The sequence below is a fragment of the Allokutzneria oryzae genome, from assembly GCF_042429765.1.
In the GTDB taxonomy this organism is placed as follows: Bacteria; Actinomycetota; Actinomycetes; order Mycobacteriales; family Pseudonocardiaceae; genus Allokutzneria; species Allokutzneria oryzae.
This window is the reverse complement of the sequence record NZ_JBHLZU010000026.1, coordinates 307336-320426: the sequence shown is the minus strand read 5'-3', so window position 1 is coordinate 320426 and position 13091 is coordinate 307336. Positions and strand designations below refer to the sequence as shown.

Genomic DNA, 13091 nt, shown 5'->3' with positions numbered 1-13091 from the left:
GCTCACCCGTCGGCCAGCAGCTCGCGCGTCTTGGCCACGTCGAGGTGCATCTGCTCGATCAGCGCCTCGACGTCGTCGTAGCGCTCCTGGCCGCGCAGGCGGGCGACGAAGTCCAGAGCCACCCGCTGCCCGTACAGGTCCTCGTTGGTGTCGAGCACGAACGCCTCGACGCGGCGCTCCCGGCCGGAGAAGGTCGGGTTGGTGCCCACCGACACCGCGGCCATGCGCGGCTCGCGGATCGTCGGCGTCGAGCCGGGGCGGCCGTGCCCGATGTCGACGAAGCGGCACGCGTAGACCCCGTCGGCGGGAACCGCGGCCGTGCGCGCGGTCGACAGGTTCGCGGTGGGGAAACCGAGCTCGCGGCCGCGGCCGTCACCGCGGACGACGATGCCCTCCACGCGGTGCGGGCGTCCCAGCGCCCCGGCTGCCGCGACCACGTCGCCGGCGTCGATGCACGCGCGGATGTAGGTCGAGGAGAAGGTGACCTGCTCGTCGGAGAGCAGACGCGCGCCCTGTGCGACGAAGCCGAAGCGGCGGCCGAGCGTCTCCAGCAGCGCGACGTCGCCCTGCGCGCGGTGGCCGAAGTTGAAGTTCTCCCCCACCACCACGGCCGCGACGTGCAGCCGCTCGACGAGGATCTCGTGCACGAACTCGTCGGCGGGGATGCGCGCCACGTCGGGGGTGAAGGGCAGCACGCAGAACACGTCCACCCCGAGCTGCTCCACCAGCTCCGCGCGGCGGCGCAGAGTGGTGAGCTGGGCGGGATGACTGCCCGGCCGCACCACCTCGGAGGGATGCGGATCGAAGGTCATCAGCACGCAGGGCAGACCACGGGAGCGGGCGAGCTCGACCGCACTCGTGATCAACTGCTGGTGCCCCCGGTGCACGCCGTCGAACACTCCGACGGTCAGCACACAGCGACCCCAGCCACCGGGCAGGTGCTCAAGTCCACGCCAACGCTGCACGACAGGAAGCTTACGGCCGCCCTCAGTCGGTCAGGCTCAGCACCACGAGGGAACGGGTGCGGCCCTCGGTCTCCTCGGCGAGCGCGATCACCGTGCCGGTGGGGTCGAACACACCGTGGGTGCCCTCGATCCCCACTCCCCGCAGGCGCTTGCCGTTGAGCAGCGCGGCCGCGTCGGCGGCGGTGACGTCGCGACGGGGGAAGGCGGCGGCCACGGCGTCGCTGAGGCCCAGCCCGAGCTTGGGCTCGGCTTCGAGCTGCTCCAGGGTGCGCGCCAGCGCGATGCCGAACGGGCCGACCCGGGTGCGGCGCAGCGCCGCGAGGTGACCGCCGACGCCGAGCCCGGCGCCGAGGTCGCGGGCGAGCGCGCGCACGTAGGTGCCGGAGGAGCACTCGACGAGCACGTCCAGGTCCGTGAAGGTCTCCTCGCGCCGCAACGACAGGACGTCGAAGCGCTGCACGGTCACCGGACGCGGCTTGAGCTCCACCGTCTCGCCGTCGCGGACCCTGGCGTAGGCGCGCTTGCCGTCGACCTTGACCGCGCTGACCGCGCTGGGGACCTGCTCGATCGGCCCGGTGAGCGCGGCGATCCCCGACCTGATCGCCGCTTCGTCCACAGTGGACGCATCGGCGGTGGCGAGCACCTCGCCCTGCGCGTCGTCGGTGGTCGTCGACGCGCCGAGGCGGATGGTCGCGAGGTAGGCCTTGGTGTCCAGCGCCAGGTGCCCGAGCAGCTTGGTGGCGCGCTCGATGCCCAGCACCAGCACGCCGGTGGCCATGGGGTCGAGCGTGCCCGCGTGACCGACCTTGCGGGTGCCCATGATCCGCCGGACCCGGGCGACCACGTCGTGCGAGGTCATCCCGTCGGGCTTGTCCACGATCACCAACCCGGGCGGAACGTCGGACGTGGGGCGGTCGTTGCGGCGATCCCGTCGTGCTCTTGTCACGACGCGAAACCCTAAACGCCGCCCCCCGACCGGCCATTCGCGGGCTTATGGACCTCGCGCGACGCGCACAAGGGTCCATAAGCCCGCGAATGGCGGGATGTCACGCGGCGAGGGCCAGGTCCTCGTCCCAGCGGTGGTGGCGGAGTTGGACGGGAACCTGCTCGCCGCGGGCCTCGGCGGCGAAGACCGCGCCGCGGGCACGGCGCCACCAGACGGCCGTCCGCCAGGTGCCGAACACCAGCACCGCGACCACGGCGGTCAGCCCGACGCGGAACGAGGTGGCGGGGCCCAGCGAGTGGGTCAGCTCCAGCAGCACGCCGACCGAGAGCGCGGACACCGTCGTGGCCGTGAAGCCGCCGACGTTGACGACGCCGGTCGCGGTCCCGACCACCCGGAGCGGGTTGTAGTCCCTGGCCAGCGCGAACGCGACCGCGGACGCGGGCCCGCCGAGGGAGAGCAGGAAGAGCGCCACCCCGAGGACCGGCGTCGGCAGGTGCCCGCCGGGCCAGCACAGCAGCACCGCCCACACCACCAGCGCGACGACCAGGTAGCCGACCACGATCGGCATCCGGTGCTCGGGACGGCGGGCGATCAGCGCGCCGACCACCGGGCCGCCGACGATGCCGCCGAGCACCAGGACGCCCAGCAGCGCGCTGGCCGCGCGCGGGTCCATGCCCTGTGCCTCGACGAGGTAGGGAAAGCCCCAGAGAAGGCCGAGCACCGCGGGGCCGAACATGGTGGAGAAGTGCACCCAGAAACCGAGCCGGGTCCCGGGCACCCGCCAGGAGTCGGTGACCCGGACGAGCACCTGCCTCGGCGACACCGGCTCGGCGGCGCGCACCTCGTGCCCGGCGGGGTGGTCCCGCAGCCGGGTGGCGGCGAGCACGGCGTAGGCGGCGGTGAGGACGCCGACCCCGAGGAAGGTCCACGTCCAGCCCGCGTTGTCCAGGGCGAGGGTGAGCGGAACGGTCGAGGCGAGGTTGCCCGCCGCGCCGAGGGCGCTGGAGAAGGACACGACCACCGAGTACTGGCGACCGGGGAAGTGACCGGCGATCAGCCGCAGGAGGCTGACCCAGGTCATGGCGTCACCGCTGCCCAGCACGGCGCGGGCGACGAGCGCGAGCGCGTAGGAGTCGGCGACGGCGAACAGCAGCTGACCGGCGCCCATCAGCAGTGCGGCGACGGTGAGCACCCGGCGCGGGCCGAAGCGGTCCACGAGCACGCCGGTGGGGATCTGCATGAGGGCGTAGACACCGACCTGGAGGACGGTGAAGACGCCGAGGGCGGCGGGCCCGACCCCGAAGCGCTCCCCGGCCTGGAGGCCGGCGACGCCGAGCGAGGTGCGGTGGAAGACCGCCGCGACGTAGATGGCTACCGCAATGGTCCAGACCAGCCAGCCCTGACGGGTGGCGCGCTCGACCGAAGGCAAGACAAACCCTCCGAACTGAAAAGCGGGGAAGAAGACAGGAAAGCCAACGCTGGCACCCTGCTCATCGCGCCCCGCTCCCCAGCGTTAACACCGCCAAACGTGCACTCCCCCACACCTCCCAGTCCCTGGGACGGATCAGGGGCGGGTGGCGCCGATGACGGCCCAGGCTCCGGTGCGGGCGCGGAGGAGGACCGCCACCAAGCGGATCAGCATGAAGCAGGACAGCGCCGTCCACACTCCCGCGAGGCCCCACTCCAGCGCCAGGGAGAGCCACACCAGCGGGAGGAAACCCAGTGCCGCCGAGACCAGCGTGGCCGTGCGGAGGTACGCCGCGTCACCCGCCCCCAGCAGCACTCCGTCCAACGCGAAGACCACGCCCGCGATCGGTTGCAGCGCGACGAAGAACCACCACGCGTGCGGGATCTGCGCGAGCACCACGGCATCCGGGGTGAACACCGGGGGCAGCACGGTGGACAGGGCCGCGAACAGGACTCCGAGCAGCACGCCGAACCACAGGCCGTAGAAGGTGATCTGCCTGGACAAACCCTTGGCGCGGCGGGCGTCCGAGGAGCCGAGGGCCGCACCGACCAGGGACTGGGCCGCGATCGCCAGCGAGTCGAGCACCAGTGACAGGAACGTCCACAGCTGGAGGACGACCTGATGCGCCGCAGCGGCCTCCGCCGAGGTGCGGGCGGCCACCGCCGCCGCGGAGACGAAGCACGCCTGGAACGCCAGGCTGCGCAGGATGAGGTCGCGACCGAGACCGAGCTGCGCGCGCATCAGGTGCGGGACCGGCCGCAGCGGCACGCGCTCCACCGCCAGCGCGCGCAGGAACAGCGCCGCCGAGATCGCCTGCGCCGCCACGTTGGCCACCGCGGAGCCCGCGAGACCCCAGCCTTCGAACGGGCCGATGCCGTAGACCAGGACCGGGCACAGGACCGCCGAGAAACCGTTGCCCGCCAACACGTAGCGCAGCGGGCGGGCGGTGTCCTGGACGCCGCGCATCCAGCCGTTGCCCGCCATGGTGATCAACACCAGTGGCGCTCCGAGCAACGCGATCCGCAGCCAGCCCACCGCCGCGTCGGCGACCGCTCCCGGACCGGCGAGCGCGTGGGCGATGGGGCTCGCCAGGAGCTGGCCCGCGAGCACCAGCACCAGGCCGACCACCACGGCCAGCCAGGTCGCCTGCACGCCCTCCTCGACCGCGTCGGCCCGCCGCCCCGCCCCGTGCAGCCGGGCCGCGCGGGCGGTCGTGCCGTAGGACAGGAAGGTCAGCTGCGTGGAGACCTGGGCGAGGACGATCCCGCCGATCGCGAGCGCCGCCAGCGGGACCGCGCCGAGATGCCCCACGACGGCGGTGTCCACCAGCAGGTACAGCGGCTCCGCCGCGAGCACGCCGAGCGCGGGCACCGCGAGGCCCAGCACGCGCCGGGCGGGCACGCGCTCCCCCGGTCTGCCCGCGTCCGCGCCGACCTCGTCCGTTCTGCCCTCGTTCACCAGGCGAGAGTAGGTCAGCCCACCGACAGTCCGGTCAGAGGCGCGGGGCGGCCTCAAGAGCGGAACGCACCTGGTCAACGATCTCGTCGAGCTCGCCGTGCAGGGTCGCTCCGGAGGCGAGGCGGTGACCACCGCCACCCAGCGCCCCGGCGACGGCGCCCACGTCGAGCTTGCCGATCGCGCGCAGCGACAGCGTCCACGTTCGCGGGCCGGTCTCCTTGAACACCACGGAGACCTCGGCCTCCCGCGTGCTGCGCAGGATGTCGATCACACTGTCCACGTCCTCGCCGCGCAGCCCGGCGGCGTCGGCGGTGCGCACAGCGGCGTGCACCCAGCCCAGCCCCTGCGCGGCATCCGGCTCCAGCCGGGCCCCGCTGAGCACCGTGGCGAGCATGCCCATCCAGCCGAACGGGTGGGTGTCCAGCAACGGGCGCAGGGTGGCGTCCGGATCGACGCCCGCCGCGACGAGGCGAGCCGCCACCGTGTACGTCTCGGCGTCGGCGATGCGGAAGCAGCGGGTGTCGGTCGCCAGGCCCGCGTAGAGGCAGCGGGCGATCAGCGGGTCGATCTCGGCGCCGAGCGCGTCCAGCACCCGCAGCACGATCACCGCGGTTGCCTCGGCGCGGTCGTCGACGACGTTGTGGGTCCCGAAGCGGGTGTTGGAGACGTGGTGGTCCAGCACGATCACCTCGCCACCGGCCGCCGTGGTCGCGGCGACCCGGTCGGCGAGCCGCCCGAGGCGGCCGAGGCTGCCCGCGTCCAGCGCCACCAGCAGCGGCGGCACCTCCGGCACCTCGTCGGCGGGGACCACGATCCCGATCGGGTCCAGGCCGCGCAGCGACTCCGGGACCTCGGCGGGGTGGCCGAAGGAGACCCGGACGGCGGCGCCCCGCCTGCGCAGCGCGATGCCCAGCGCCACCGCGGAGCCGAGCGCGTCGGCATCCGGGTTGACATGGGCGAGGAGGGTGACGTCCCGCGCGTCGGCGAGCAGCGCCGCGGCGCGCTCCACCTCGGGTCGCACCGGCGTGCTCGGCTCGCTTCTCAGTACGCCCACCGCACCTCCCTGACCAGCGGACTAGCTCTCGTCCTCGTCCACTTCGCGTGGCTTGCGGTACGGGTCGGCGTCACCGGCGGGCTTGGCGCCCGAGGCGATCCGCGCGACGTCGGCGTCGGCCGCCTGGGCCTTGGCGAGCAGCTCCTCCACCTGCCGGGCGGTGTCCGGCACCGCGTCCAGCACGAAGGACAGCGTCGGGGTGAACCGCACGCCGGTGCGCTGTCCCACCAGGGAACGCAGCACCCCGGTGGAGCTGGCCAGCGCGGCGGCGGTGCCCGCGTGGTCGGCGTCGTCACCGAAGACGGTGTAGAACACGGTCGCCTCGCGCAGGTCCGCGGTGACCTTGGCGTCGGTCACCGTGACCATCGCCAGGCGCGGGTCCTTCACGTCGTGCTCCAGCGCGGACGCCACGATCTGCGCGATCCGCTTGGCAAGCCTGCGGGCGCGGGCCTGGTCGGCCACGGCGCTCCTCCTGTCATCTCTCACGGCGCCGCCGATGACCCGGTGGTGCCGCTGTTCACGGTAGAAAGGCGGTGCGAGCACCGCTAGTCGTCCTCCGGACCGAACATCCGGTGCCGGGCGGAGAGCAGCTCCAGCTCGGGGCGCCCCGCCACCAGCCGCTCGCAGGCCAGCAGCACCTCGCGAACGTGCTCGGCGTCCCCGGCGACCACGGACACCCCGATCAGGGTGCGGCGGTGCAGGTCCTGGTGACCGGCCTCGGCGGCGGCCACCTCGAAGCGCTTGCGCAGCTCGGCGATGACCGGCCGCACCACGGAGCGCTTCTCCTTGAGGGAGTGCACGTCCCCGAGCAGGACGTCCAGCCCCAACGATCCCACGTACACGGGCATCACCGTTGTGACTTGTTGTCGGTGAAAGCGATGGCCGGGCGCACGAGGCGCCCGGCCACCACGGAACATCAGCTGCGCGGCTTCTCGCGCATCTCGAAGGTCTCGATCGAGTCGCCGATCTTCAGATCGGAGTACGAACCGAGGGTGATACCGCACTCGTAGCCCTCGCGGACCTCGGTCGCGTCGTCCTTGAAGCGGCGCAGCGAGGTGATCGAGAGGTTGTCGGCCACCACGACGTTGTCGCGGAGCAGACGCGCCTTGGTGTTGCGGCGGATCTCACCGGACATGACCAGGCAACCGGCGATCGTGCCGAACTTGGAGGACTTGAAGACCTCGCGGACCTCGGCCTTGCCGAGCGCGACCTCTTCGTAGATCGGCTTGAGCATGCCCTTGAGGGCCGCCTCGATCTCGTCGATCGCCTGGTAGATGACCGTGTAGTACCGGACGTCCACGCCCTCGCGGTTGGCCAGCTCGGTGGCCTTGCCCTCCGCGCGGACGTTGAAGCCGAGCACGATCACGTTGTCGGCGATGGCGAGGTTGATGTCGCCCTCGGTGATGCCACCGACGCCGCGGTGGATGACCCGCAGCTCGACGTCCTCACCGACCTCCAGCTTCAGCAGGGCGCTCTCCAGGGCCTCGACGGTACCGGAGTTGTCACCCTTGATGATCAGGTTGAGCTGGCGCGTCTCCTTCAGCGCGGCGTCCAGGTCCTCCAGGCTCACGCGCTTGCGCTTGGCCGCCTGCTGGGCGTTGCGCTCGCGGGCGCGGCGCCGGTCGGCGATCTGGCGGGCGACGCGGTCCTCGTCGACCACGAGGAAGGTGTCACCGGCGCCTGGCACCGACGTGAACCCGATGACCTGGACCGGACGCGACGGGGTCGCCTCCAGCACGTCCTCGTTGTACTCGTCGACCATGCGGCGCACGCGGCCGTACGCGTCACCGGCGACGATCGAGTCACCGATGCGCAGGGTGCCGCGCTGGACCAGGACGGTCGCGACGGAGCCGCGGCCGCGGTCGAGGTGAGCCTCGATCGCGACGCCCTGGGCCTGCATGTCCGGGTTGGCGCGCAGGTCCAGCGTGGCGTCCGCGGTCAGCAGGATCGCCTCCAGCAGGCCCTGGATGTTGATGTTCTGCCGCGCGGAGATGTCGACGAACATCGTGTCGCCGCCGTACTCCTCGGCGACCAGGCCGTAGTCGGTGAGCTGCTGCCGGATCTTCTGCGGGTTCGCGTCCGGCTTGTCGATCTTGTTGACCGCGACCACGATCGGCACGTTCGCCGCCTGGGCGTGGTTGATCGCCTCCACCGTCTGCGGCATCACACCGTCGTCGGCGGCGACCACGATCACCGCGATGTCGGTGGAGTTCGCGCCACGGGCACGCATGGCGGTGAACGCCTCGTGACCCGGGGTGTCGATGAAGGTGATCAGCCGCTCGCGGCCGTCCAGCTCGGCGGCGACCTGGTAGGCGCCGATGTGCTGGGTGATGCCACCGGCCTCGCCCTCGTGCACGTTCGCCTTGCGGATCGTGTCGAGCAGGCGGGTCTTACCGTGGTCGACGTGACCCATGACGGTCACGACCGGCGGACGGAACTCGAGGTCGTCCTCGCCGCCCTCGTCCTCGCCGTAGCTGATGTCGAAGGACTCGAGGAGCTCGCGGTCCTCCTCCTCCGGGCTGACGACCTGGACGCGGTAGTTCATCTCCTGGCCGAGCAGCTCGAGGATCTCGTCGGTGACCGACTGCGTCGCCGTGACCATCTCGCCCAGGTGGAACATCGCCTGCACCAGCGCGGCCGGGTTGGCGTTGATCTTCTCGGCGAAGTCGGTCAGCGACGCGCCACGCGCCAGCCGGACGACCTCGCCGCTGCCCTTCGGCAACCGCACGCCACCGATGGACGGGGCCTGCATGTTGTCGAACTCCTGCCGCTTCTGCCGCTTCGACTTGCGGCCCTTGCGGCTCGGGCCGCCGGGACGGCCGAACGCGCCAGCGGTGCCACCGGCGCGGCCACGGCCGCCACCGCCACCACCGGGACGGAAACCACCACCGGGACGGAAGCCACCACCGGCACCGCCACCGGCACCGGGAGCACCGGCACCGCCGCCACCACCGGGACGGAAGCCGCCACCGCCGCCACCGCCACGGAAGCCACCGCCTCCGCCGCCGCCACCGGGACGGAAGCCGCCACCGGGACCACCACGACCGCCACCGGCACCGCCGGGGCCGCCACGGCCGCCGCCGGGACCACCGCGACCGCCACCGGCACCCGCCGGGCGCTGCGGCCGGGGCGGCATCATGCCGGGGTTCGGCCGCGGCGGCATGTTGCCGGGAGTGGGACGGGGACCACCAGGACGGGCGTCACCGCGCGGGGCGGGAGCCGGACGGCCCTCGCCACCGGGACCGGGACGGGCGTCACCGGGACGCGCGTCGCCGCCGGGGCGCGGGCCACCAGGACGCGGGCCGGGAGCGGCCGGGCGCTGGGCCGGAGCACCGCCGCCGACGCCGAAGGGGTTGTTGCCGACCCGGGGAGCGCGCGGACCCGGCTTCGGGGACTGCGGCTTCGGCGGGACGACCGAGGGGGCGGCCGGTCCGGGCTTGGGGCCGGGACGCGGTCCGGGCTTGGCGCCTGCCGCGGGCGCGGCGGGCTTGGTGGGGGCCTGCTCCGGCGCCTTGGGCGCGGGAGCGGGCTTGGTCTCGGCGACCGGGGCCGGGGTGGGCGCCGGGGCGGCGGGCTTGGGAGCCTGCTCGACCGGCTTCGGGGCCACCGGACGGGGGCCGGGCTTGGGCGCGGGGCCGGGGCGCGGCGCGGGCTTCGCCGCCGCGGACGGCGACGGGCTCGGCGCGGGCGCCGGGGCGGCCGGGGCGCTGGACTGCGGCGCGACCGGACCGGGCTTGGGAGCCGGAGGGCCGGGCTTGGGCGCGGCGGGACGCTTGTCCGCCTTGCCACCCGGGTAGGAGTCCCGCAGCTTGCGGGCGACCGGGGCCTCCACGGTGGAGGACGCCGACTTCACGAACTCACCAAGCTCCTTGAGCTTGTTCAGTACATCCTTGCTGGTGACACCGAGCTCCTTGGCGAGCTCGTGTACACGGGCCTTGCCTGCCACTTGTCTCCTCACTGGGAGGCCGAGCGGCAAGCCCGCACGACCTCGTCCTACCGTCGAAGCGCGTTCATGTCTTCAGCTTCACGGCTGATTCATGATCGGTCGACCTGCTTCCTTCGTATTGCGCGACGGGGAGGTTCCCTCGTCGGTCGAGAGCCGGGCAGCCGCGTCGAGGTGGTAACCGACCGGAGCGAGATCGAGCGGGCCTGCGACGCGCAATGCCCGCGGGAACGCCCTGCGCCGTTCGGCGAGGCGAAGACACTCGGGATCGGGGTGCAACCAGGCGCCCCGTCCCGGGAGCCGACGCCGGGGGTCGGGCATCGCGGAATCGCCCGAGACCACCACACGCAGAAGCTCAGCGGCGAGCGCCCGGGAGCGGCATCCGACACACGTTCTAACAACAGACGTGTGCATTGGATTCCGATCCCCGGCGCCCTGAACCGCTCATGAGTCTAACGCCTAGGGCGAACTGGTTGTTCGGCCGCCCCAGGAGACCTTGCCGACACCTACTCCGCGGTACCCGCCGGAGCCGCGCTGGGGGCGCTGGGCGTGTCGGGCGCGGCGTCGCTGCGGATGTCGATGCGCCAGCCGGTCAGCCGCGCTGCCAGGCGGGCGTTCTGGCCCTCCTTGCCGATGGCCAGCGAGAGCTGGAAGTCCGGCACCACCACGCGGGCGGTCTTGGCCCGCTCGTCGACCACCCGGACGGAGACGACCTTGGCGGGCGAGAGCGCGTTGCCGACGAAGGTGGCCGAGTCCTCGGCGTAGTCCACGATGTCGATCTTCTCGCCGGCCAGCTCGCTCATCACGTTGCGCACCCGCGCGCCCATCGGGCCGATGCACGCGCCCTTGGCGTTCACGCCGGGCACGGTGGAGCGGACCGCGATCTTGGTGCGGTGCCCGCCCTCGCGCGCGACCGCGGCGATCTCCACGGTGCCGTCGGCGATCTCCGGGACCTCCAGCGCGAAGAGCTTGCGCACCAGGCCGGGGTGGGTCCTGGACAGCGTGACCTGGGTGCCCCGCGCCGCCCTGGAGACGGTGACGACGTAGCACTTGAGCCGCATGCCGTGGGTGTAGGTCTCGCCGGGCACCTGCTCGGCGGGCGGGATGACGCCCTCGATGTCGCCGACCTTGACGACCACCATGCCGCGCGAGTTGGCGCGGGCGTCGCGCTGCACGACCCCCGCGAGGATCTCGCCCTCCTTGGTGGAGAACTCACCGAAGGTGCGCTCGTGCTCGGCGTCGCGCAGCCGCTGCAGGATGACCTGGCGCGCGGTGGTCGCGGCGATGCGGCCGAAGCCCTCGGGGGTGTCGTCCCACTCCTCGGCGACGACGCCGTCGGCCTTCACGTCCTGGGCGAGCACCCGCACGATGCCGGTCTTGCGGTCGATCTCCACCCGCGCGTGCGGGAAGTGGCCCTCGGTGTGCTTGTACGCGGTGAGCAGGGCCGTCTCGATGGCGCCGAGAACGGTCTCGAAGGGGATCTCTTTTTCCCGCTCGATCGCCCGAAGCGCGGCGATGTCCACGTTCATTTCGACTCCTCCTTCGTTGTGTCGTCTGCGTTGGCCTTCGCGGTGGCGCCGAGGGCGGCGAGCTCGGCGGCCGGGGGCTCGCGGAACTCGACCTCGACCATCGCGCGGGCGATGTCGGAGTAGCCGATCCTGCGCAGCTCGCCGCCGACCAGCAGCTGGACGCCCTCGTCGTCGGCGTCGCCGACCCTGCCGACGAGCTCGGAGCCGTCGGCCAGCCGAACCTTAGCGAGGCGCAGCCGGGTGTGCCGCCAGTGCCGCGGCTTGGTGAGCGGGGCGTCGAGGCCGCGCGAGGAGACCTCCAGGGTGTAGGCGTCTGACAGGACGTCCTCACGCGCGTCCAGCGCCTCGGCGACCGAACGGGAGGCGTCGGCCACCTCGTCCAGGTTCACCCCGCGCTCGGAGTCGACGACGACGCGCAGTACCCGGCGACGGCCCGCCGACCGCACGTCGAGCTGCTCCAGCTCGAACCCGGCGGCCCGGACGGCCGCGTCCACGATGGGTTCGAGCTGCGCGGTGAGTTGGTCCCGCGCGCCGCGCGGACCAGGCTCCCCGTGCTGCCTGCTGGACACCTGACGGGCTCCCTGCTCTTGAAGTGGCGGTGCGGCCATGCGAGAAGAAAAACGGCCGGTGCGCACACCTCACCGGTCCGGTCGCACAGCGTATCTCCTCGTGGTCGACAACGGCCGCGCGTGGCTGGCGCTCGCTCCCCGCGGCCGGGTCTCCGGTCATGATCAACCCTCGTTCGGGCGAGCCTGGCAGGATGAGCGCTCGTGTTCTCCCCTCTCTCCCGACACTCCCGCCGCGGCGTGCTCGTCGCCGGGTTGGCAGGCGCGGTGACGCTGCCGCTGGCCGCCGCGTGCACCGGCGAGCCGACGCCGAGCAAGCCGGACCCGCTGGAGGAGCTCGCCGCGCAGGCGCGCTCCGACGCCGAGCTGGCGAAGGCGGTGGCCGCGGCGCACCCCGCGCTCGCGCCGAAGGCCGACGCGGTCGCGACCGACCGGCTGGCGCACCACGGGGCGATCGAGAAGGAGCTCAACCGGGCGCGCCCGGCGCGGGTGAGCGCGACGGCGACCCCGGCGCCGAGCCAGCAGCCGAGCGCGCCGCAGGTGCCTCAGCAGCAGAACGCGGCGTTGGGCGCGCTGAAGGAGGCCGTCGCGTCCGGGGAGAAACGAGCGGGTGAGCTGGTGCCGACGCTGCCGAGGCACCGGGCCGGCCTGGTCGGCTCGGTCGCGGCGAGCTGCGCGTGCCTGCGGGAGGTGCTGACGTGATCCGGGCCCAGCAGCCGCAGCCGTCGCAGGAGACGGTGAGCGCGGTGCAGCAGGCGCTGGCCGCCGAGCACGCCGTCGAGTGGGCCTACGGCCTTGCGTCGGCGTTCCTGCCGTCCTCGTCGGACAACGCGATCCGCGAGGGCGAGACCGCGCACCGCGCGAAGCGGGACGCCGTGGAGCGGCTGCTCCGCGATGCCGGGGCGACGCCGGTCCCCGCGGAGCCGTCGTACCAGCCGCCGCAGCCGGTGACCAACCAGGCCAGCGCGGCCGGCCTGCTGGCCTCGGCGGAGGCGGACGCGGCCGCCGCGTGGCACGGCGTGCTGGAGCGCTGCGACGAGGAGTCGTTGCGGCGCACGGCGTTGGACGGGCTGACCGCCGCCGCGGTGCGCACGACCCGCTGGCGCAAGGTGGCCGGGCTGACCCCGGCCACGACGCCGTTTCCCGGTCGCCAGTAAGGACT

Annotated in this window: 13 protein-coding genes; 2 read left to right on the top strand and 11 right to left on the bottom strand. The window is 73.1% G+C overall.

The features are described 5' to 3' along the window. Window positions 1-2 precede the first annotated feature (2 nt). The 11 genes from ACFFQA_RS30055 to rimP form a co-directional block, all read right to left on the bottom strand. Entirely contained in the window at window positions 3-965 is a 963-nt protein-coding gene (locus tag ACFFQA_RS30055) for a bifunctional riboflavin kinase/FAD synthetase (protein WP_377859661.1), read from the bottom strand. A 22-nt stretch (window positions 966-987) separates the two neighbouring features. Next, the gene (gene truB, locus ACFFQA_RS30050) at window positions 988-1911 is read right to left on the bottom strand and encodes a tRNA pseudouridine(55) synthase TruB (protein WP_377859658.1); all 924 of its coding nucleotides are present in this window, start codon (window positions 1909-1911) and stop codon (window positions 988-990) included. A gap of 100 nt (window positions 1912-2011) precedes the next feature. Further along, window positions 2012-3340, bottom strand: a complete 1329-nt coding sequence (locus ACFFQA_RS30045; protein WP_377859655.1) for an MFS transporter — start codon at window positions 3338-3340, stop codon at window positions 2012-2014. 135 nt (window positions 3341-3475) lie between these two features. Then, complete coding sequence (locus ACFFQA_RS30040; protein ID WP_377859652.1) at window positions 3476-4837, bottom strand: MATE family efflux transporter; 1362 nt, start codon at window positions 4835-4837, stop codon at window positions 3476-3478. Window positions 4838-4871: 34 nt separating this feature from the next. Then, on the bottom strand, window positions 4872-5891 hold the full coding sequence (locus tag ACFFQA_RS30035; protein WP_377859649.1) for a DHH family phosphoesterase: 1020 nt from the start codon (window positions 5889-5891) through the stop codon (window positions 4872-4874). A gap of 21 nt (window positions 5892-5912) precedes the next feature. After that, the gene (gene rbfA, locus ACFFQA_RS30030) at window positions 5913-6353 is read right to left on the bottom strand and encodes a 30S ribosome-binding factor RbfA (RefSeq protein WP_377859646.1); all 441 of its coding nucleotides are present in this window, start codon (window positions 6351-6353) and stop codon (window positions 5913-5915) included. Window positions 6354-6436: 83 nt separating this feature from the next. Further along, window positions 6437-6733, bottom strand: a complete 297-nt coding sequence (locus tag ACFFQA_RS30025; protein ID WP_377859643.1) for a DUF503 domain-containing protein — start codon at window positions 6731-6733, stop codon at window positions 6437-6439. Window positions 6734-6807: 74 nt separating this feature from the next. After that, complete coding sequence (infB, locus tag ACFFQA_RS30020; RefSeq protein WP_377859640.1) at window positions 6808-9837, bottom strand: translation initiation factor IF-2; 3030 nt, start codon at window positions 9835-9837, stop codon at window positions 6808-6810. Window positions 9838-9915: 78 nt separating this feature from the next. Continuing rightward, on the bottom strand, window positions 9916-10248 hold the full coding sequence (locus ACFFQA_RS30015; protein ID WP_377859637.1) for a YlxR family protein: 333 nt from the start codon (window positions 10246-10248) through the stop codon (window positions 9916-9918). A gap of 92 nt (window positions 10249-10340) precedes the next feature. Then, a complete protein-coding gene (gene nusA / locus ACFFQA_RS30010; protein ID WP_377859634.1) occupies window positions 10341-11363 on the bottom strand; it encodes a transcription termination factor NusA in 1023 nt (340 codons plus the stop codon). After that, window positions 11360-11932, bottom strand: a complete 573-nt coding sequence (rimP, locus tag ACFFQA_RS30005; protein WP_377859631.1) for a ribosome maturation factor RimP — start codon at window positions 11930-11932, stop codon at window positions 11360-11362. Before rimP ends, nusA begins: the two co-directional genes overlap by 4 nt. Window positions 11933-12133: 201 nt before the next feature. Here rimP and ACFFQA_RS30000 point away from each other — a divergent pair, with 201 nt between their 5' ends. Together ACFFQA_RS30000 and ACFFQA_RS29995 are read left to right on the top strand one after the other, a co-directional pair. Beyond that, window positions 12134-12631, top strand: coding sequence for a hypothetical protein (locus ACFFQA_RS30000; protein WP_377859628.1), 498 nt, complete (start codon window positions 12134-12136; stop codon window positions 12629-12631). Beyond that, window positions 12628-13086 (top strand): ferritin-like domain-containing protein, encoded by a 459-nt coding sequence (locus ACFFQA_RS29995; RefSeq protein ID WP_377859625.1) that lies wholly within the window; start codon window positions 12628-12630, stop codon window positions 13084-13086. Before ACFFQA_RS30000 ends, ACFFQA_RS29995 begins: the two co-directional genes overlap by 4 nt. Window positions 13087-13091 lie beyond the last annotated feature (5 nt).

Coding starts and splice junctions, on each gene's coding strand:
- ACFFQA_RS30015 (WP_377859637.1), bottom strand. CDS start 10,248: ATGCACACGTCTGTTGTTAGAACGTGTGTCGGATGCCGCTCCCGGGCG.
- nusA (WP_377859634.1), bottom strand. CDS start 11,363: ATGAACGTGGACATCGCCGCGCTTCGGGCGATCGAGCGGGAAAAAGAG.